Annotated in this window: 16 protein-coding genes; 9 read left to right on the plus strand and 7 right to left on the minus strand. The window is 59.7% G+C overall.

Going from position 1 to position 19,920, the window contains the following annotated elements:
* The first annotated feature begins 2 nt into the window (after positions 1–2).
* The 5 genes from QO002_RS17985 (at position 3) to QO002_RS18005 (ending at position 7,171) form a co-directional block, all read left to right on the plus strand.
* On the plus strand, positions 3–1,211 hold the full coding sequence (locus QO002_RS17985) for a glycosyltransferase family protein (RefSeq protein ID WP_307232144.1): 1,209 nt from the start codon (positions 3–5) through the stop codon (positions 1,209–1,211).
* 9 nt (positions 1,212–1,220) lie between these two features.
* Positions 1,221–2,462: a glycosyltransferase gene (locus QO002_RS17990; RefSeq protein ID WP_307232147.1), complete on the plus strand. Its 1,242-nt coding sequence runs from the start codon at positions 1,221–1,223 to the stop codon at positions 2,460–2,462.
* The gene (locus tag QO002_RS17995) at positions 2,462–3,622 is read left to right on the plus strand and encodes a glycosyltransferase family protein (RefSeq protein ID WP_370878515.1); all 1,161 of its coding nucleotides are present in this window, start codon (positions 2,462–2,464) and stop codon (positions 3,620–3,622) included. Before QO002_RS17990 ends, QO002_RS17995 begins: the two co-directional genes overlap by 1 nt.
* A gap of 258 nt (positions 3,623–3,880) precedes the next feature.
* Positions 3,881–6,598, plus strand: a complete 2,718-nt coding sequence (locus tag QO002_RS18000; RefSeq protein WP_307232149.1) for an ABC transporter transmembrane domain-containing protein — start codon at positions 3,881–3,883, stop codon at positions 6,596–6,598.
* A gap of 111 nt (positions 6,599–6,709) precedes the next feature.
* Positions 6,710–7,171 (plus strand): cyclic nucleotide-binding domain-containing protein, encoded by a 462-nt coding sequence (locus tag QO002_RS18005; RefSeq protein ID WP_307232151.1) that lies wholly within the window; start codon positions 6,710–6,712, stop codon positions 7,169–7,171.
* Positions 7,172–7,181: 10 nt separating this feature from the next.
* Here QO002_RS18005 and QO002_RS18010 read toward each other — a convergent pair whose 3' ends face one another.
* Positions 7,182–8,939 carry a metallophosphoesterase family protein gene (locus QO002_RS18010; RefSeq protein WP_307232153.1) on the minus strand — a complete coding sequence of 586 codons (1,758 nt, stop codon included), beginning with the start codon at positions 8,937–8,939 and terminating at the stop codon, positions 7,182–7,184.
* 224 nt (positions 8,940–9,163) lie between these two features.
* Here QO002_RS18010 and QO002_RS18015 point away from each other — a divergent pair, with 224 nt between their 5' ends.
* Positions 9,164–9,994 carry an MBL fold metallo-hydrolase gene (locus tag QO002_RS18015; RefSeq protein ID WP_307232155.1) on the plus strand — a complete coding sequence of 277 codons (831 nt, stop codon included), beginning with the start codon at positions 9,164–9,166 and terminating at the stop codon, positions 9,992–9,994.
* 2 nt (positions 9,995–9,996) lie between these two features.
* Here the strand turns inward: QO002_RS18015 and QO002_RS18020 are convergent, their stop codons facing one another.
* Positions 9,997–10,746 (minus strand): polysaccharide deacetylase family protein, encoded by a 750-nt coding sequence (locus tag QO002_RS18020; protein WP_307232157.1) that lies wholly within the window; start codon positions 10,744–10,746, stop codon positions 9,997–9,999.
* Positions 10,746–11,831, minus strand: a complete 1,086-nt coding sequence (locus QO002_RS18025) for a glycosyltransferase family 4 protein (RefSeq protein WP_307232159.1) — start codon at positions 11,829–11,831, stop codon at positions 10,746–10,748. The genes QO002_RS18020 and QO002_RS18025 overlap by 1 nt, the downstream gene beginning before the upstream one ends.
* A gap of 198 nt (positions 11,832–12,029) precedes the next feature.
* Here QO002_RS18025 and QO002_RS18030 point away from each other — a divergent pair, with 198 nt between their 5' ends.
* The 3 genes from QO002_RS18030 to QO002_RS18040 all read left to right on the plus strand — a co-directional run bounded on the left by QO002_RS18030 (position 12,030) and on the right by QO002_RS18040 (position 16,708).
* Complete coding sequence (locus QO002_RS18030; protein ID WP_307232161.1) at positions 12,030–14,054, plus strand: mechanosensitive ion channel family protein; 2,025 nt, start codon at positions 12,030–12,032, stop codon at positions 14,052–14,054.
* Positions 14,055–14,150: 96 nt separating this feature from the next.
* Complete coding sequence (locus QO002_RS18035; RefSeq protein ID WP_307232163.1) at positions 14,151–16,130, plus strand: adenylate/guanylate cyclase domain-containing protein; 1,980 nt, start codon at positions 14,151–14,153, stop codon at positions 16,128–16,130.
* Positions 16,131–16,333: 203 nt separating this feature from the next.
* Positions 16,334–16,708: a winged helix-turn-helix domain-containing protein gene (locus tag QO002_RS18040; RefSeq protein ID WP_307232165.1), complete on the plus strand. Its 375-nt coding sequence runs from the start codon at positions 16,334–16,336 to the stop codon at positions 16,706–16,708.
* A gap of 41 nt (positions 16,709–16,749) precedes the next feature.
* On the opposite strand, the gene modC is transcribed toward QO002_RS18040, so the two are convergent.
* The 4 genes from modC to QO002_RS18060 form a co-directional block, all read right to left on the minus strand.
* Positions 16,750–17,823, minus strand: coding sequence for a molybdenum ABC transporter ATP-binding protein (gene modC / locus QO002_RS18045; RefSeq protein ID WP_307232169.1), 1,074 nt, complete (start codon positions 17,821–17,823; stop codon positions 16,750–16,752).
* A complete protein-coding gene (gene modB / locus QO002_RS18050) occupies positions 17,820–18,521 on the minus strand; it encodes a molybdate ABC transporter permease subunit (RefSeq protein WP_307232172.1) in 702 nt (233 codons plus the stop codon). Before modB ends, modC begins: the two co-directional genes overlap by 4 nt.
* Positions 18,522–18,664: 143 nt before the next feature.
* Positions 18,665–19,453, minus strand: coding sequence for a molybdate ABC transporter substrate-binding protein (modA, locus tag QO002_RS18055; protein ID WP_307232174.1), 789 nt, complete (start codon positions 19,451–19,453; stop codon positions 18,665–18,667).
* A 302-nt stretch (positions 19,454–19,755) separates the two neighbouring features.
* Positions 19,756–19,914 (minus strand): cupin domain-containing protein, encoded by a 159-nt coding sequence (locus tag QO002_RS18060; protein ID WP_307232176.1) that lies wholly within the window; start codon positions 19,912–19,914, stop codon positions 19,756–19,758.
* Positions 19,915–19,920: the final 6 nt, after the last annotated feature.

Genomic DNA, 19,920 nt, shown 5'->3' on the forward strand with positions numbered 1-19,920 from the left:
TCATGACGCGCCGGATCGAAGATGCGCGCATCCTCATGTACAGCCACGATACATTCGGCCTCGGTCACCTGAGGCGATGTCGCACGATTGCCCACTCGCTGGTCGAGGACTATCGCGGGCTACAGGTGCTGATCATTTCGGGCGCCACCATTGCCGGTGCCTTCGATTATCGTGCGCGCGTCGATTTCGTGAAAATTCCAAGCGTGATCAAGCTGCGAAACGGCGAATATACGTCAATGGACCGGCATATCGATCTTCAGGAAACCCTGAAGATGCGCAAATCGATCATTCGCCATACCGCCGAGACCTTCCAGCCGGACATCTTTATCGTCGATAAGGAACCGATGGGCCTGCGCGGCGAAGTGGAAGACACGCTGACCTATCTGAAGGCGCAGGGAACCAACCTCGTACTCGGGTTGCGCGAAGTCATGGACGCCCCGCATCTGCTCGAAGAGGAGTGGAAGCGCAACGACGTGATGACCAAGATTGGTCGCTTCTACGACAAGATCTGGGTCTACGGCCCTCCGGATTTCTACGACCCGCTTGTCGGTCTCGACGTTCCACCGCAAGTCCGCGCCAAAATGGATTTCGTCGGCTTTCTGCAGCGCAGCGTTTCCGCGGGCGGGGAATCCGAGCACAAGCAGAAGGAAGATTACATCCTGATCACCACCGGCGGCGGCGGTGACGGCTCCGATCTCATCCACAACGTCATTGACGCCTATCAGGAAGATCCGACACTGAAACAGCGGGCGTTGATAGTGCTCGGTCCCTATATGCCGGCAAAACAGCGCCACAGGCTTCTCGCCAAGGGCGCTGCCATCCCCTACGTCGAAGTCATCGAATTCGACAATCGCATGGAAGAGCTGATTGCCGGTGCGCAGGCCGTGGTCGGCATGGGAGGCTACAACACCTATTGCGAGATCCTGTCCTTCGATAAGCCGGCGCTGATCGTGCCCCGTGTCGCGCCGCGCGAGGAGCAGCTGATCCGTGCACGCCGCGCCAACGAGCTGGGCTTGATCGACATGCTTCTTCCTGAAGAGGCGGCCGACCCGATGCGGATGGCCGAAGCCCTCAGAAACCTGAAGAACCGGCCGGCCCCTTCGCAGAGCGCCAAGAACATGACGCTCGACGGTCTCGGCAACATATCGCAGATCGTCGGTGAATGGCTCGGCCGTCGCGGCCATGAGCATCTGGCCGTCGTGAAGGGATAGTCGGAACGCATGCGCCCCCGCAAAGTCATCGTGGTGCTGAAGGGCTATCCGCGCCTGTCTGAAACTTTCATCGCCCAGGAATTGCTAGGGCTTGAAAAAGCGGGCTTCGATCTGACCCTGGTGTCGCTTCGTCGTCCAACTGACGCCAAGCGCCACCCGATCCATGACGAAATCCGCGCGCCGGTCATGTACCTGCCGGAATATCTGCATGAAGAGCCGCTACGGGTTCTGAAGGGCCTGATCAACTGCTGGCGAAAGCCGGGCTTCAAACCGGCCTTCTTCGCCTTCCTTGGCGATTTTCGTCGCGATATCAGCCGCAACCGTATCCGCCGCTTCGGGCAGGCGCTGGTACTGGCCGCCGAATGGCCTGATGGCGGCGAGTGGCTGCATGCCCATTTCATCCACACACCCGCCTCGGTGACGGCCTATGCCAGCATCATCAACCGGGTGCCGTGGACCTGCTCGGCCCATGCCAAGGATATCTGGACATCCCCCGCCTGGGAACTGGAGGGAAAACTCGCCAACACCCGTTGGGCCGTGACCTGCACCCATACAGGCTTCGACTATCTGCGGTCGCTGTCACCCCACGAAGAACGGGTGCACCTGAGCTATCATGGCCTCGATCTTTCCCGCTTCGACCACTTCGCCGGTGAGCGTCTTCCTCTGGATGGAAGTGACGCGGACCGCCCTGTGAATATCCTCAGCGTCGGCCGCGCCGTCACGAAGAAGGGCTATGATGTGCTGCTGCGTGCATTCGCCCTTCTCCCGAAGGATCTTCATTGGCGCTTCGAGCACATCGGTGCCGGCGAACAGCAGAAATCGCTTAAAATCCTGGCGACCGAGCTTGGTATCTCCCGGCATATCGAGTGGCGCGGCGCGCTTGCTCAGAAGGAAGTGCTGGAACGCTATCGAAATTCCGACATCTTCACCCTCGCCTGCCGCATTGCGCCTGACGGCGATCGCGACGGCTTGCCCAACGTTCTGGTCGAGGCATCGAGCCAGAGGCTGGTTTGTGTCTCGACGGATGTCTCGGGCGTGCCCGAACTCTTGAGCGACGGCGAAAACGGTTTCGTCGTTCCGTCGGAAAACCCGCAGGCGCTTGCCAAGGCACTGGAGAAGGCGATCCGCAATCCCGACCTGCGCCGTACGCTCGGCGATGCCGCAGAGGCGAAGGTTCGAAGCGAGTTCGATCACAATGTCAGCATAAGACAGCTGAAAACGCTTTTTGAAAACGAATGGAAGGCTGCCTGATGGAGACCCGCCGTCCCGGCCCGGGCCGCATTCTTTTCTACGTGCAGCATCTGCTTGGCATCGGCCATATTGCCCGGGCAAGCCGCATCGCCAGCGGACTTGTCGAATCCGGCTTCGACGTGACTGTCGTTTCCGGCGGCACGCCTGTAAGCAGCTTCCCAGGCCCCGGAGTTCGGCATATTGCCCTTCCGCCCGTCGTCTCCGGGGTTGGCTTTTCTGGACTGGCTGATATCGACGGCAACCCGATCGACGATGCCTTCCGCGAGGACCGCAAGGAAAAGCTGCTCGCCGCCTATCGCGACGCGGAGCCGGATGTCGTCATCATCGAAGCCTTCCCCTTCGGCCGCCGTCAGGTGCGCTTCGAACTCCTGCCGCTTCTTGATGCCATTACCGCTTCGAAGCCGAAGCCGCTGCTGTTCTCCTCGCTGCGCGACATCCTGCAGGAGCGCACGAAACCCGGCCGCGACGAAGAAACGGTGGCCTTGGTCAAGAACCATTTCGACCGCATTCTCGTCCATGGCGATCCGACCTTTGCCCGCCTGGAAGACACGTTCCGGCTGGCATCCGGTGTTCTGGACAAGGTGGTTTATACCGGACTTGTTGCAGCCCCTCCGCCTTCCCCACCTTCCGAGCGGTTCGAGGTGATTGTTTCTGCCGGCGGCGGCGCGGTCGGAAACGCGCTGATTCGAGCGGCACTCGGAGCCTCCAGGACGATCGGCGGCACGGCGCCCTGGGCGCTCATCACCGGGCCGAATTTACCGCAGGCGGATTTCGACGCGATCTCCGTTGAAGCCCCCTCACATGTCGGCGTGTTCCGCTTCCGTCAGGACTTCCCAAGCCTTCTCGGCGGTGCGCGGCTTTCCGTTTCGCAAGCGGGGTACAACACGGTCTGTGACATTCTGCGAGCGAGATGCCGTGCGCTGCTCGTGCCGTTCATCGCGGGCGGCGAGACCGAACAAACGGCGCGGGCAGAGCGGTTGCACAGACTGGGGCTCGCGTCGGTGCTGACCGAAACCGAGCTCTCGGAGGCGACGATGACGGATGCGATCAGGACGGCGCTTGCGGCCCCAGACGCCCCACCCGTTCCTCTCGATCTTGACGGTGCCCACCAGACGGCGCGCCTGATCGGCCAGTTTTTGCAAGAACGCGGCATCGCCTGAACACGTTTCAGTGATGCATAACCCCATTACCGGAGCCTTTAAAAGCTCCTGCTCCTGATAGCTTAAATCGGGTGGCCTTCGTCATGTTGCTGTTGTAATCTGTCGCTTTCAGAAGCGAGGGAATGCACCAGATGCCGGCGAGCACCACCTTCGTTCCCTCGTCCCATCGTATGCACAGCGCAAGCGCGGCACCGCTGCCGGTTCGTCTTGCCTTCATACAATCCATCCGCGTTTGTCATTCGGTTCTCTAAGCCATCCATGGAAAAACGTCTCTCCCGCTACATCTGGAAGCATACCCGGGGCCAGCAGCTCTGGATTCTGCTGGTCGTCGCCATCTCGATGATCCCTTATTTCCTGTCCTTTGACCTGCCCAAGCAGATCGTCAACGGGCCGATTCAGGGCGATGGCTTCGACAAACCCGGCGCCCGCCAGACTTTCATGAACATCAATTTCGACCTGCCTTACATCGGCAATGTCGAATTCTTTTCCGGGCTTGAACTCACGCGAATGCAGATGCTGTTTGCGCTCAGCCTTGTGTTCCTGGCGCTGGTCATCATCAACGGCCTCTTCAAATTCTACATCAACACCTACAAAGGCCGCCTCGGTGAGCGGCTGTTGCGACGCATCCGCTTCGAACTCGTCGACCGTATCCTCCGCTTCCCGCCGCAGCAGTTCAAGCGCATGAAGGGGGCGGAAGTCTCCAGCATGGTCAAGGACGAGGTCGAGCCGCTCGGCGGTTTCACCGGCGATGCCTTCGTCTCACCGGCGCTGCTCGGCGGCCAGGCGCTGACGGCGTTGTTCTTCATTTTCATGCAGAATGTCTGGCTCGGACTGATCGCCGCCGTGATGGTCGGGGTCCAGGCCCTGATCATCCCGCGGATGCGCCGGCGTCTTCTTATCCTGGGCCGTGAGCGCCAGATCACGGCGCGCGAACTCGCAGGCCGTGTGAGTGAAATCGTCGACGGTATCGGCACGATCCATGCCTATGACACCTCGAACTACGAGCGCGCCGACATTGCCTCACGCCTTGGTCGCATCTTCAAGATTCGCTACGACCTTTATCAGTGGAAGTTCCTGGTCAAGTTCATAAACAATTTCCTGGCCCAGCTGACCCCCTTCCTGTTCTATTGCATCGGCGGCTATCTCGCGCTGCAAGGCCAGCTCGACATCGGCCAGCTAATCGCCGTCATCAGCGCCTACAAGGATTTGCCGGGACCGCTGAAGGACCTGATCGACTGGGATCAGACGCGCCAGGACGTTCAGGTCAAATACGTGCAGGTTGTCGAGCAGTTCAGCGCCGAGCAGATCATCGACCCCAAGATCCAGACCCTGGCCCTGAAAGATTCAGGCCCCATGCCTTCCCCGCTTGCTGCAGTAAACCTGACGCTGGCCGACGACAGTGGCGCGCGTCTTTTAGAGCGTGTTTCCGTTCAGATCAAACCCGGCGAAACGGTCGCGATCATCGGTGCCGCCGGTGGTGGCGGCGATGTATTGGCGGAAGCCTTCGCCCGCCTGATATGGCCTGAAACCGGCAAGATCACCGTTGGCGGAGAAGATATCCTCGAAATGCCGGAATCTGTCGTCGGGCGTGGAATTTCCTACGTGTCGTCCGATGCTTATTTCTTCTACGGCACGCTTGGCGAAAACCTTCTCTACGGCCTGAAACACGCTCCGCTCGGCGAGCGGGAGTACAAGGGCAGCGACATCGCCCAACGCAAGTGGGATGTGAATGAGGCCCGGCTGGCCGGCAACCCCGATTACGACACGAAGGCGGACTGGATCGACTATCGTGCGGCCTCCGCCACGGGACGCGACGACCTTTTCCCGAGCCTTCTGGAAGTGCTCGACACGGTGCAGCTGTCCAAGGATATCCTCGACCTTGCCCTGCGCACCGTTATCGACCCCAACAACTATCCCGAACTGGCCTCCGGCATCGTCGAAATGCGCCATGCGCTGAGAGACGAGCTCGAGGAAGCGGGATTGAGCGGCCTGGTCGTGCCCTTCGAACCCGGCGCGTACAATATGGAGGCGACAGTTGGCGAAAACCTGCTCTTCGGCACGGTGGTCGATCCCAATCTCACAGGGCGCGGCATTGCGCGCAACGCCTATTTCCGCTCGGTCGTCGGTGGAAGCGGGCTCGATCATATCCTGTTCGACATGGGCTACAGCATCGCGGAAAACGCCGTGGAACTGTTCTCCGACCTGCCGCCGGACCATCCGTTCTTCCAGCAGCTCACCTTCATGACGGCCGATGATATCCCGACCTATCAGGCTATCCTGCAGAAGTTGAAGGGTCGTGGCTTCAGCGAAGCGACGCCGGACGAGCGCTCCGCCATCATCCGGCTGAGCTTCTCCTATATCGAACCTCGCCACCGCTTCGGTCTCTTGACCAACGAACTGATGGCCAAGATCGTGGAAGTTCGCCAGCAGTTCTACGAAGGACTGCCGAAGGAGATGGAAGGCGCAATCGAGCGCTACGACCCGGAGCGCTACATGGCCTCCTCCAACCTGATGGACAACGTGCTCTTCGGCCGCGTCAGCCAGAAGCATGCCGATGGCTCCAAGCGCATCCGCTCCATCGTGAGCTCGCTCCTCAACACCATGGGTCTGCTGGATGACGTCATGCATATCGGGGCCGATTTCAATGTTGGAGCCGGCGGCAAGCGCCTGACGGCGGTGCAGCGCCAAAAGCTCAACCTCGCACGCGCTCTTGTGCGACGCTCCGATTACTACATTTTCAACAAGCCGCTGCCGGGCCTTGATCATCGCCTGCAGGACGAAATCGTGCGTGATGCCATGAAATTGCTACGGCGGGACGGCCGCGAGCCGGCCTTGATCTGGGTGCTTTCCAACACCTCGCTCACCAGCCTTTTTGATCGCGTTCTGGTGTTTGACCGCGGACTTCTGGTGGAAGACGGAACGCCCAAGGCGCTTGCAGAAAAGAACGGTGTATTCAAGGAACTTGTGTCATCATAGTGTAAGAAAAAAAGGCCATGCGTGCGGCCTCACGCGGGCGTAAAATGTCGATCTACCGCAAACAACAACAAGGCGGGGACCGTCAGACGTAAACGGGGAATGGGTACTGAAATGCTACTGAAAGACGAAGTACAAATGTTGCGGAGAGTTCCGCTTTTCGCTGGTGTAGAACCCGGGAAGCTGAAACTGCTCGCGTTCACTTCGGATCGCGTGAGCTACGATGTCGGGGAAGCGCTTTTCCAACAGGGCGATACGGGCGATGCGGCCTATGTCGTGCTGGCCGGCAAGGCGGATATTATCGTCGAATCCTCATCTGGCCCGATCAAGGTCGCCGAAGTCGAGACCAACTCGATCGTCGGTGAAATCGCCATTCTCTGCGACGTATCGCGGACTGCGACCGTGAAGACCACGACGGCGCTGGAGGCCCTTCGCATCCGCAAGGATCATTTCCTCAAGCTGCTGACGGATTTTCCCGAGATCACCATCGAGATCATGCGCGTCTTGGCCGATCGTCTCAGCCACACGACCACTGAACTCACGGAAGCGCGCAGCCGCGCCCGTCAATCCGACTGATCACATCAGCCTATGATTTTCGATCGATGATCGCGCCGCTGGCGCGGTCCATGGCGAAGTTGTCGGAAGGCAAACCCGACCTGTAGCGATCGAACATTGAAAAAAGACGAGCTATCTTCGCCTGGGCCGAGTGTTTCTCCCATTGACCACCGCGGTATAACGCACCGACGTTCTGATAGACGCTCATCCTCGCGGGATCGATCCAGGGCAACGCCAGTTCGCTTGCCATTCTCAACCGATACCAGTCGCGCAGAAAATCCATCGCAGTCAGGGATCGGCATGCGAGGACAAGCGCCTTGATCTCCGACTGCAAATCGCTTTCAAACCGCTCAGTTGCGGTTCTTGCGTCCCGCAAGGCAATGGGTTCAGCGATCTGCGAAAGAATGACGAGATCACAGAGGCTGGCCGCACGCAGCATGTCGGCAAGCGGTTTCGGCCATTCGCGTTTCAGATGACGGCGGCCGACGAGATGCCCCAGATGCGCGGAGAGGAATTCGCCATAGGTTTGAACGGCCTTCAGACCCTCGACATGCAGCCCCGTAGTGGCAATCTCCCTGTCATAGCAGCGGGAGATGGTCTTATCGACGGGGATATCCCCGATCTGGCGGGTCTCGATTTCCAGCCGATCGTCGAAAACGCTCAAGACCTTGTAGCCGGAGGGAAACGCCACAAGCGCTGGGACGGCGACATTGATGAGGAAACGGCCATCGTCACGCTCAGCACGGGCCGTGTCGTTCACATGCAGGTGGCCGCTGAAGTGCACGGAAATCCCCGCCTCCATCAGTGCCTCTGCAACAGCAGGCGCGGGAATACGGCCGGTCATGCCGGTCTCGCCAAGAAGCGCAACCTCGTCATTCCGGGTTCCGTCCAGGGGATCGAGTGCCGGATAATGCGAAAACGCCAGAAGACATTTTCCCTGCTCCTCAGCGCGCCGGGAAACGTCTGCCAGCCAGTCGAACACGAAGGTCTTGTGCTGGAGCATGCCGTTCCAGCCCGCACTTGTGCTGTCGGCAAAATCACCTGGCTCGCCGGGCAAGATGCCATCCATGGGAGCAAACACATTGACATCGATCATCAGCAGCCAGACACCGTCCATCGGTTCGACCAGATAGGAGGCATCCATCAACCGCCGGACGATTTTACCGTCAGCCGAACGAACCTCGTAAAGGCGCTGCTCCGCTGCTGCTTCCATTCCGAACGGCGTTTCCCAATGACGCTCGTCGCCGCGCGGAAAGAAGCCAAAGGCAGCCATCTCGGACAATCCATCCGGATAACCACGGCAATACATCGCCTCGCTCACCGCGATGACGGCAGCTGCAGGGTCGCTAAGAGAGGCATCACTGGTCGCAAGAGTGTAGCCACCATCAGCATTCAGAAACCGCTTCGTCCGATGTCGCCCATCAGCCGCAAAGATATCATGATTGCCGACGGTCGCATGGAAGCGCAAACCAAGGCGCGCCTCGAAATCCTCGAGCAGCAGGCGAACGCTACGGACGGTCTCGACCTGTCCGTCGTCTGAATAGTCGCCCAGAAGCACGACATCGTGAATGCCTGCCGCTGCGATATCTTCCAGCGTTCGATGCAGCGCCGCATAGCTCTCGTTGAAGACACGGGTCGATTTCACCGTATCAGCAAGGAGCCGCACGCTCATTTGCCGCCCATCATCCTCGGAAATTCCACCGACCCCGTAATCGCCGTAAAGATCGTGGAAATGAGCGTCTGCTACGATGGCGAGACGTGGAACGGGCAGATTGCGCGAAAGCGGCATGCGGGCGGCATTTCCGTCGTTGATTTCGAAGCGGATTCTTTTCCCGTGGTCTGTGCCATATATGGAAAGAAAAAGCGAATTTCAGTCTCGCTTAACCCTGAGGGTTTGGATAACATGGCCAAAATGAGGCCGGGACAAAGGAAACCCGCTCCGGAGATGACGACGAGACTTCAAAAGGGAAGTTGCAGCCGGATTGCGCAAGCAGCCGTGACTGGGGCGAGAGAGTGAACGAAAACGTGTTTCGGGTACGGTTTTGGGGTGTGCGAGGCAGCCTTCCCGTATCGGGTGCTGAATTCCAGCAATATGGCGGCAACACGATCTGCATTGAAATGCAGGTGGGGCAGCATCATCTGCTTTTCGATGCCGGCTCAGGATTGATGCCGGCCGGTCAGGTGCTGCGCAATGAAGGCGTCAACGACTTCAACCTGTTCTTCAGCCATTGCCACTACGACCACATCATCGGCCTGCCCTATTTTTCAGCCCTCTTCGATCCGCATGCGACCGTCACCCTTTGGTCCGGGCACATGGCTGGCCGCATGTCGACGCGCCAGATCATCGGCGAGTTCATGCGCCCGCCGTGGTTTCCGGTCGAGCCGGATATCTGTCGCGCTTCGCTCAATGCCCGCGATTTCCGCGCCGGCGATGTCCTGGCCCCCTACCCGGAGGTCTCGATCAAGACTGGCAAGCTGTTCCACCCCGGGGGCGCCATCGGGTATCGGGTCGAATGGGGCGGCCGTTCGGTTGCCTTCATTACTGACACCGAGCATCATCCAGGCACCCTCGATCCTGTCGTTCTCGAACTGATCGAAAATTCGGATCTTTTCATCTACGATTGCACCTATTCCGACGACGAAATGGCCCGTCATATCGGCTATGGCCATTCCTCCTGGCAGCAGGCTATCCGGCTCGCCAAGGCCGCAAATGCCAAGCGCGTCGCCTTCATCCACCATTCACCGCTACGCACGGACAGCGCCCTGAACGCCATCGATATAGCCGGCAAGGCGCAGTTTGCGGGCGCGTTTGTCGCCCGCGACGGCCAGATCATCGACGTCTGAAATCAAGGCGCAGGCGCCAGCAGCTCGGCAACGGCAACCCAGCGGCAGCCCGGATGATCTGACGTTGCCTCAAACAGCGCCTGCATGAACGACCAGACCGCTTCATCGTGAACAAGGTGGTGCGTCAGCAGCCCCATCGCACTGCCAGTGTCGAACATCGTTGTAAGCCGCGCTACGATTTCGCCAACCAGCGCTCCGGCATCGCGGCCGCCACGTGTACCGTGCCAATCCATCACGTCCACATGAGTGTTGACCAGAGGTATCGCCGCCTGCTTTTCGCGCCCATAGACTGAAAGCGCGCGAAAGCCGAGTTCCGGCAGCCGCGGAACCAGTGCCGAATCAATCCGGTTCCATGGTGGCACGAGAAGCGGCACGAAGCGTTGGCCATGCAGGTCCGCCAGCAGTCTGTACCCCTGAGAAAGCTCGTCGAGCACGACGTCTGCCGGACGGTGAGCACCCAGTTCCTGCTTCTTCTCCTGTAGCCCTGCATGGTTGGTATGCGACCAGCCGTGGACGGCAATTGATATATACTCTTCAGACGCCAGACGTTCCGCGAGCTGCGGCCCCGTGCCTGCGGGAATGACAGCAAGCGTGGCTGGGATAGGGTAGCGGCCGGTCAAGCCAAGGAAACGATCGAGCGCTTCCGTCGGCTTGATGGCATCGTCGTCCCGCAGCCAGAACGGAGCAACCCGCCCGGAAGCTGCCCAATGATCAAGCGCCTGCTGCAAGGGGGCAAAAACCTGGTTCGACATCAGCGCAAAGGCTCCACATAGATCTGGAAGATTTGAGCCAGCGTTTGTGAGGCTCGAACAATCGAACGCTCCTCACCGGCAAAATTACGCGCCGCAGCCGCCATTGCCTGCCTCTTCTCGCCATCTTCAAGCAATCCGGCAATCGCCGCCGCGTAGGCCTCTATATCGCCGGCTGGCGCCAGCCAGCCGGTTCGGCCATCTTCCACGACTTCCGGTACACCGGCGGTTTCCTGCGCGACAACCGGAAGGCCTGCGGCCTGTGCTTCCAGATAGGCAAGGCCATAGGCTTCGCCGCAGCCCGGCCAAACATAGAGTGCGGCGCGTGGCAGGATAGTCGCGATCTCGGCAGGTTGCCGCTCCCCCAGCCACTCGACACGATCGGCGGCAAACCCGGCAAAAGCTGCCTTGACCTCCGCTGCCGCCACGCCGTCCCCCACGACCGAGAGACGCCAGGGCAGATGATCCAGCCGCGAGAGGGCTGCAGCCAGCAGGCGGAAGCTGTCGAGCTTGTCGCCGGGGCGCATCATCGCCACGCAAACGAGTCGATTTGGCTCCGGTTTCGGCACCTCTGCCAGAAAAGAAGAAGCATCAATGAAGGGAGCCAGTCTCACGAAACGCGCCGTCGGTGCGACAGCCGCGAGCCCAATTCGATCGCGCTCGGTCATGCAGATATTGACGGCGGCCTGCTGCAGACCTTCGATCAGCCGCGCCTGCGACGACGCCCATCCACCCTTATCGCGCCGCGGCGAATAGGACGCCTCTGCAGTGACATAGGCAATTCCCGCCTCCGCCGACAGGCGGGGTCCGAGGAGATCGGGCGCCTTGTAGTAGGGATGGTAGGTAAACCAGGCATCGGGTTTGCCGTGCTGTTCCCATGACGCCTTCAGTCGCTCGATTTCAAACGCGACATCGGTATCACCGTCAAGATCGCGCGGTTCCTTTGAAAAAGTTCTCAGTTTGGACGCGACACTCACCTCATGCCCCGCCCTATCCAACGCCGCCATCAACTGGCGACCCATCAGCCGGTCACCTGACGGCACGGGATGATGAGGCGATTTGAGGGGGGAGTAAAAGGCGATCTTCATGAACGGAGATTTAGAGCATTTCATTCCCGAATGGAACAATTCTGTTGTTTCCTGTTCGTAGGCGGCTGCAACAGAAAGCCCCTGAAAAAACGATTGGTTGTGCTTTTGCCTCTTGGAGCAGGGCTGCAGTCCGTGCATTGATGGTGGCAGGGGCCTTTATCGCCGGTAGCTACGTTCGTTTCTTGCAGGGGTGCAGTCATGCGTTACGTGTTTTCGACTCTTCTCCTTGTATTGCTCATGCTTGGGACGGAAGGATCATCCGCCTATGCGCAAGCTGCAGCCGCCCCGCCACCCGAAAAGCTTTCCGAGCTGATAAAGCTCCTTGATGACCCTGCAATCCGCAGCTGGATTGCAAATCAACAGAAGGCCGAGGTCCAGTCCCCCACAGTGGAGACGCAGGACGTCGAGGCATGGGAAGCCCGCGCACGCAGCCGCTTTGCGGCCTTGGTTGCCGCGGTTCCTGCAGTCCCTTCAGAAATTGCTGCCGCCTCCGCGCGCGTTCGCGCTGAAGCGTCCGGAAGTGGATTTGCCCCGACTTTCATCCTGCTTGCCGCCATTCTGGCAGCCGGCCTCGCGATCGAATGGATCTTCAAACGCTTTAGCGGCCACGCCCGCTTTGGCAGTGAAATCCTCAACAAGCTCCTGCTTGAAGCCGGACCGACCCTCGTCTTCATCCTGACCGCCTCGATTATCTTCCTTGCGGTCCCCTGGCCGCCGCTGGTAAGGCCGGTGGTGCTGTTTTCTCTGCTCGCCGTTTTCGCCTTCAGGATTATCCTGGGCGTCGCCCGGCTGGCATTGGCAGCGGGCGCCGCCAGCCAGATCATCTACCGGCGCCTCATGCTTTTCACCGGCGTTCTGCTGTTCGGCATGGTGCTTGCTGCGCTCGGCATGAAGCTGGGCGTCAATCCTGACGCGCGCATCGTCATTTCGCTCGTCATATCGGTCGTTCTGCTTGCAATAGCCGTTGCGACCGTATGGCGTGTCCGCGGATTCGAAGGTGATGAACAGCCCAAACTTCTGACAAGGGTTTTCCGCACACTTGCGCTCGTCGCGCTCTGGCTTCTCTGGGTCTTCAATTTCGAAGGCCTGTTCTGGCTCGGAATCTTTGCCGCGATCCTGCCGCGCATATTACCCGCAGTCGACAGCATGACGCGTGCCTTCGTGGAAACCCGCTGGCAGGATGAGAAGGTCAATAGCCCGCGCGTGGTGCTGATTTCCCGTGGCGCCCGCGCTATTGTCATCGGAGCGGCAGTCGCCTGGCTTGCCTTCATCTGGCACTACGATCCCAACAATCTGGTACAACGCAATCCGATGGTCGACACGATCGTCGGCGGCCTGTTCAAAAGCGTCGTCATTCTCCTGCTGGCTGACCTTTGCTGGGAACTCGCCAAGAGCTTCATCGACCGAAAGCTGAACTCCGTCGCAAACCAGGAATCGCTGACCGCAGTCGAGATTGCCCGCGGCAGCCGGCTGCGAACCCTGCTGCCGATCTTCCGCAATGCGCTCGCAGCTCTCGTCCTCGTCACCGCAGCACTGATGGTTCTCTCCGAAATGGGTGTCGCCATCGGGCCGTTGATCGCAGGCGCTGGCGTTTTCGGCGTTGCCATCGGCTTCGGGTCGCAAACGCTGGTCAAGGATATCGTCAGCGGCGTGTTCTACCTGATGGACGACGCCTTCCGGGTGGGCGAATATATTCAGAGCGGCAGTTACAAGGGCACGGTCGAATCCTTCAGCCTCCGCTCAATCCGCCTGCGCCATCACCGCGGCCCGGTCTTTACCGTGCCGTTCGGAGAGCTCGGCGCCGTGCAGAACATGAGCCGCGACTGGGTCATCGACAAGTTCCGCCTGCGTGTGAAGTTCGATACCGATATTGAAAAGGCGAGGAAGCTCACCAAGAAACTCGGCGCGGAACTGCTTCAGGATCCCGAACTGGGTCCGATGCTCATCGAGCCGTTGAAAATGAAGGGCGTCGAGCAGATCAGCGACTTCGGCATCGAAATCAGCTTCTCCTTCACGGCCAAACCCGGCACACAGACGATGGTACGCCGCAGGGCCTACGCGATGATCCGTCGATCCTTCGCGGAAAACGGCCTCGAATTTGCGCAGCCAACCGTACAGGTCGGCGGCGATGAAAAGGCCGACTCGACTGCCGCCGCGGCCGCCCTGCGAAACCATCAGATGGCAACGGAGGCAGCGCAGGCCGCCGCCGCAGAAGGAAGCTGATCGCTCGCCGGATGCAAGGAAAGCCATGCCTGATCGGGCGATGAGGCGTGAAATAGCCCGAAAGCGTGGCAGAATCGGCATGAAAGGAAGACCGCCGTGAGGGAGAGGCAAGTCGGGGCAAGCAATAACAACGCGGCGCCATGGGTACGGCCGCTCCGGTTTCATCTCAGCATCATCATTGTTGCTCTTCTCGTTGCAATCTCCGTCCCGATCATCTGGCTGACGCATCAACAGGGCAGCGCTTCGGCGCTGGGCGCTGGCGAGCAGCAGATGAAGGCGCTTAGCCGCCGGACGATCGAGCGTTACGAAAGCGTCTTCAGCAATGGTTATACAGCAATCAGCGCCACATCCGTTTTGCAGCCGATGCTCTCGGCACCGCCCGCCGAGTTGAACGCCAAGCGCGAATTCATGATGAAGGTTCTTCAGAGTTCGCCCACCATCGACGGCCTCTATCTTGGTTATCCGGACGGCAGTTTCATTCAGGCCGTCAACGTAGCTGAAAATCCGGTCTGGGCGAAACGGCTTTCAGCGCCGCCGAACTCCGCGCTGGCCTTGCGAACGATCGTCCGCCAGTCGAATGGAACACTGGCCTTCTGGGTATTCTTCGATGCCAGCGGCAGGCCCATCGATCAGAAGCCGATTGAAGATTCTTCATACGATCCAAGACGACGTCCCTGGTATAATGCCGCGCGAAGCCAGGGCGCCCCGGTCTCTGTCGGCCCCTACGCCACCGCAACGACAAACGCCTTGAGTCTGACGCTCGCCATGCCGATGCAGAAAAACCCGGATGTCATCGTCGGCGTCGATGTTCTTCTGCAAACGGTCAGCAAGCTTCTCGCCAAGGAGATGGTTTCGGGCAACGCGCGTGGCTATGTCTTCGATGCGGAGAAAAACCTGATCGTCCATTCCGACCCTGCCGAAATGGAAAAGCTGCTGACAATCCTCTCCGCTCCACCGAAGGTCGCGGAGGATCTCGTGCCGATCCGCGACCCCGTTCTGGATGCCGTCCGACATCTGGACTGGAGTTCGGATTCGACCGAAGGCAAGATAACGCGCTTCACGGTTGATGGCGTAGACTATGTCGCACAGATTTCGGCCGTTTCCTTCTCTGGCCTGATGCGCGGCAATACTATCGTCATCACGGCTCCCCTCAGTGACTTTACAGGCCCAACCGAGGCTTTGCTCCGCAAAACCTTGCTGGTTGCGCTTGCCTTCCTCGCGGCCGGGATCATCGCCGCGCTGCTGATCGCGCGGCTGATCAGCAATGCCTTGTTCTCGCTTGCGGGCAATGCCCGGCGCATGGGCGATCTCGAGTTCAGCGGCTTCGAGAAGGTGCAGTCCTGGGTGCTGGAGATCAACATGCTCGGCGCTTCACTCGCCTCAGCCAGCGAGGCGATGAAATCCTTTGCGCTGTACGTTCCGCGGGAACTGGTGCGCAAGATCATTGCCTCCGGGCAGGCCATGGCAAACACTGCCGCGCGGCAGGAAGTAACCGTGCTTTTTACCGACATCCGGGATTTCACCACGATTTCCGAACAGCATTCGCCGGAAGAGATCGTCGATATGCTGACGGTCTATTTCGAGCTGATGAACGAAACGGTCGAGGCGCACAATGGCGCGATCATCCAGTATCTCGGCGATTCGATCTTCGGCATGTGGAATGCGCCCACAGCCAACCGCGATCATGTGGCTGATGGCTGTCGCGGCGCGCTTGCCCTCAAGAAGCGGATCGACAATTTCAACCGGGAAAACCGCGAAGCCGGCAGGCCTGAACTCGTCACCCGCTTCGGCCTCCATACCGGCGTCGCAGTCGTCGGCAGCGTCGGTGCACAATCGCGCCGGCAATATACGGCGATGGGCGATACCGTGAATGTCGCCTCGCGGCTTGAAGGCATCAACAAGCAGTTCGGAACCACCATCATCGCCAGCGGCAGCATCCGCGCGGTGGCTGGAGAAGCATTTGGCTTCCGCAGCCTGGGCGATGTTCAGGCAAAGGGGCGCATGGAACCGATCGAGATCTATGAACTTTACGATCTCGCCGAACCGCCCCCTGAGGCATCTCCCGAAAAGACCTGATAACGGCGGCGTATCATCTCAAAATCCTGTCCCGCCACGCAGCGATGTACAGCTCCGGTCGCCATGTTATAGCTGGGGCGACTAGAGTTTGTCAGGGAAAAGTGGAAACCGGTTTTCCCGAAAAGACAAACGGAAACAAAAGAAACTAGAGGATGTCTGGTTCAATCTGAACCAGACATCCTCTAGAAATGGACCCGATCTTCATGGCCGATATCAGCACGCCCCCGCTGCGCACCGTTCTGCGCATCCAGTTTTCCAAGGACCAGCGGTTGGGGCGCGGCAAGGTCGAACTGCTGGAACATATCAAGGCAACCGGCTCTATTTCAGCCGCTGGTCGGGCGATGGATATGTCCTATCGCCGGGCGTGGTTGCTGGTCGAGGAGATGAACACCATGTTCGATCAGGCCGTCGTTGCCTCTCAACGCGGCGGCAGTAGAGGTGGTGGTGCTGACGTCACACCCTTTGGTGAGGCAGTGGTTGCCCGGTTCCGCACGATGGAAGAAAAAACGGCTGCGGCGATCCGTGTGGATCTCGACTGGCTGGAGGAACACCGGAGTGCGGACATCACCGAAGCATAAGCAAGTTGCTCGAAAATGGGCCGCAACATGCTTTCAAGCCATCACGGCCGCTCGAACGCGACTGTCTTGACGATCGCATAGACCGGCTTGCCGATCGCGAGCTCCAGTCGCTCGGTGGAAAACCGGGTGATGCGGGATTGAATGAGATCGCCGCCGCAATCGATCGAAATATCCATCGTATCGCTGCTGCCGTAGGTCAGGCCCACAATTTCCCCGTCGAGCACATTGAGCGCGCTGATACCTTGAGGTTTCGTCGTCGCCAGCATGACGTCCCGCGCCGGGATATGCAGACGCACGCGTCTTCCGATCTCATGGCGGCCGGGAATCAGGATCATCGCATTCTTTAGCGCAACCGTGGTCAGTCCATGTACATCATCGACGGCCCGTACGGTGCCTTCCAGCAGCGCCCCCGTCTCGCGCCGCTCGGCTGCGATGGAAACCGTATTGTCACCGAGGATATCGGCCGCTGTGCCGAAGGCCCGGACCTTGCCGGCCTCCATGACCACCACATGATCGGCAAGCCGCGCAACCTCCGCGACCGAGTGGCTGACATAGACGATCGGCACGCTCGTCTCGTCGCGCAACCGCTCCAGATAGGGCAGGATTTCCGCCTTGCGCTCTTCATCCAGCGCCGCGAGTGGCTCATCCATCAGGAGCAACCGCGGCGTGGACAGCAGCGCCCGTCCGATGGCGACACGCTGTTTTTCGCCGCCAGAAAGATTGGATGGCCGCCGCTCCAAAAGCGCCTCGATGCCGAGCAGATCGACGATGCGGGCAAAATCCTCACCGCACGTAGACTTCGGTGCAAACCATCGGCCGTAGCCGAGGTTCTTGCGCACCGTCAAATGCGGGAAGAGTCGCGCCTCCTGAAAGACGTAGCCGAAGCGGCGGCGATGGCAGGGCACGAATCGCCGCGCATCCGTATCCACCAGCACATCGTCATCCAGCGTTACCTGTCCCTGCTGCGGCGCTGTCAAGCCGGCGATGATGCGCAGGAGCGAGGTCTTGCCCGAACCGGAGCGCCCAAACAGCGCCGTCACGCCGCCTTCGGAGGTGAAAGACGCATCAAGCGAAAATTGGCCCAGCTGATGCCGGGCTTCAACGATCAGGCTCATTCGACGTCGATCCTCCGTCCGACGAACCGCGCCATGAACTCGGAGGCGAGCAGCGCAGCCATGGAAATAGCAATAGCAACGAGCGTGAGCCGCATCGCGCCGAGATCGCCGCCCGGCACCTGGGTAAAGGTATAGATCGCCGCCGAAAGCGTCTGGGTCTCGCCGGGAATGTTAGACACGAAGGTGATAGTCGCGCCGAACTCGCCCATCGCCTTGGCAAACGAGAGGATCATGCCGGCGATCACGCCCGGCAGGATCAGTGGAAGAGTGACGGTCGCAAACACCCAGAGCGGCGAAGCCCCGAGCGTGCCGGCCGCCTCTTCAAGCTTGCGATCCACTGCCTCGATTGACAAGCGGATAGAGCGTACCATCAGGGGAAAGCCCATGATACCGCAGGCAAGCGCCGCCCCTGTCCAGCGGAAGGAGAGCACGATGCCGAACCAATCCGCGAGGAAAGACCCCACAGGGCCGCGCCGACCGAACAGCAGAAGCAGGATGAAGCCGGTAACGACAGGTGGAAGGATCAACGGCAGATGGACGACGCCGTTGAGCAGTGACTTGCCCCAGAAGCGACCGCGCGCCAGCGCCATGGCAACGAGAATGCCGAAGGGCAAGCTCGCGAGCATGGCGACAAGCGATATCCGAAGGCTCAGATGGATCGCCGTCCACTCCGCGTCGCTCAGTGCCAGCCAGTCCAATAGTTTACCTCGTTTATACCGGCCTCGCGGCATCCCTCATGAAATCTCATCAGGATCAAAGATGAGACAAGAGCTCGCCGCCGGCCACCTTCTCCCCGCCTGCGGGGAGAGGGAACAATGGAGTTTGCCGCTCTTTGTACCGTCTATTTCAGGAGGGTGAAGCCCTGCTGCGTAAAGAACGCCGCAGCCTTGTCGGATTTCAGGAATTCCAGATACGCAGCCGCATCCGCATTCTTCGATTCAGAGAGAATGGCGACCGGATAGATGATCGGCGGGTGGCTCTCTTCCGGGAAGGTGCCAACGACTGCAACACCCGGATCAGCGGCCGCATCCGTCTGGTAGACGATGCCATAGGGAGCCTCACCACGCGAAACGAGCGCCAGCGCCGCCCGAACGCTTTCAGCACCCGCAACCTTGCCTTCAACCGAAGCCCAGACACCGAGCTTTTCAAGGGCCGCCTTGCCGTATTTACCGGCCGGAACCGAATCCACGGCGCCCATGGCAAGCTTGCCATCACCGACGAGGCCGGCAAGGTCGAAGCCTTCCTTGATCTCGACCGTCTTTGCCCCATCCTTCGGCGCAACGAGGACGATGCGATTGCCGAGCAGGTTGGAGCGGGTATCGTCCTTGATCAGCTTCTTTTCAGCGACGTAATCCATCCAGGCGAGGTCGGCAGAGATGAAAAGGTCAGCCGGCGCGCCGGATTCGATCTGTTTGGCGAGCGCCGATGAGGCCGCATAGGAGACGGTCGTCTGCTTGGCGCTTTCCTTCGTCCATTCGGCATTGGCCGCATCAAGTGCGTTCTTCAGGCTGGCTGCGGCAAAGACGGTGACCGTGTCGTCGGCCATGGCCGGGCTGGCAATGGTGGTAAAGCCGGCAACGGTGACAGCAACGGCAATCTTCGTCAGCCTGCCCAAAAGATGAAATGTCATGGAATATTCCCTCCGGTTTGATCGAAATATCCGAATGGATATAGCGAAGCCGAGTGGATGACTAGCGTTATATTCAGATAAATATATTGCTGGAAAAAAGAAGGCCGCGCGGTCGTCGCGCGGCTTGCCCTTCCTGACTAAAGCGTCCTATCGAAACAGTTTTTCCACGTCCTCCCGTCCGATCCCGATCTTCTCACAGTGGTCACGACAGAGGGCGACGTAGTTGTGCACATCGAAGAAACCGTTCGGCTCGCCGCTCTCATCGAGCCAGATCAGCAGCCCCTTGACCTGGAAGAATACCCTTATCGGCTGCTCGTGTTCATCGGCAACCAGCGTATGCCCCCGCCCGGCGTCTCATGGACGAAATCGCCGGCCGTCGCCGTCCAGTCATGCTCCAGATAACCCCACACGCCGGAGATCGTGTAGGCAAAGACTTCACGCGGATGGTAATGGCGGTTCACGAGACC

The sequence above is a fragment of the Pararhizobium capsulatum DSM 1112 genome, assembly GCF_030814475.1.
Taxonomy (GTDB): domain Bacteria; phylum Pseudomonadota; class Alphaproteobacteria; order Rhizobiales; family Rhizobiaceae; genus Pararhizobium; species Pararhizobium capsulatum.

Excerpts from the sequence above, each read along its gene's own strand:
- QO002_RS18000 (WP_307232149.1), top strand. The coding sequence starts at position 3,881 with ATGGAAAAACGTCTCTCCCGCTACATCTGGAAGCATACCCGGGGCCAG.
- QO002_RS17990 (WP_307232147.1), top strand. The coding sequence starts at position 1,221 with ATGCGCCCCCGCAAAGTCATCGTGGTGCTGAAGGGCTATCCGCGCCTG.
- QO002_RS18010 (WP_307232153.1), bottom strand. The coding sequence starts at position 8,939 with ATGCCGCTTTCGCGCAATCTGCCCGTTCCACGTCTCGCCATCGTAGCA.
- QO002_RS18005 (WP_307232151.1), top strand. The coding sequence starts at position 6,710 with ATGCTACTGAAAGACGAAGTACAAATGTTGCGGAGAGTTCCGCTTTTC.
- QO002_RS18030 (WP_307232161.1), top strand. The coding sequence starts at position 12,030 with ATGCGTTACGTGTTTTCGACTCTTCTCCTTGTATTGCTCATGCTTGGG.
- QO002_RS17995 (WP_370878515.1), top strand. The coding sequence starts at position 2,462 with ATGGAGACCCGCCGTCCCGGCCCGGGCCGCATTCTTTTCTACGTGCAG.
- modC (WP_307232169.1), bottom strand. The coding sequence starts at position 17,823 with ATGAGCCTGATCGTTGAAGCCCGGCATCAGCTGGGCCAATTTTCGCTT.
- QO002_RS18040 (WP_307232165.1), top strand. The coding sequence starts at position 16,334 with ATGGCCGATATCAGCACGCCCCCGCTGCGCACCGTTCTGCGCATCCAG.
- modA (WP_307232174.1), bottom strand. The coding sequence starts at position 19,453 with ATGACATTTCATCTTTTGGGCAGGCTGACGAAGATTGCCGTTGCTGTC.
- QO002_RS17985 (WP_307232144.1), top strand. The coding sequence starts at position 3 with ATGACGCGCCGGATCGAAGATGCGCGCATCCTCATGTACAGCCACGAT.
- QO002_RS18020 (WP_307232157.1), bottom strand. The coding sequence starts at position 10,746 with ATGTCGAACCAGGTTTTTGCCCCCTTGCAGCAGGCGCTTGATCATTGG.
- QO002_RS18025 (WP_307232159.1), bottom strand. The coding sequence starts at position 11,831 with ATGAAGATCGCCTTTTACTCCCCCCTCAAATCGCCTCATCATCCCGTG.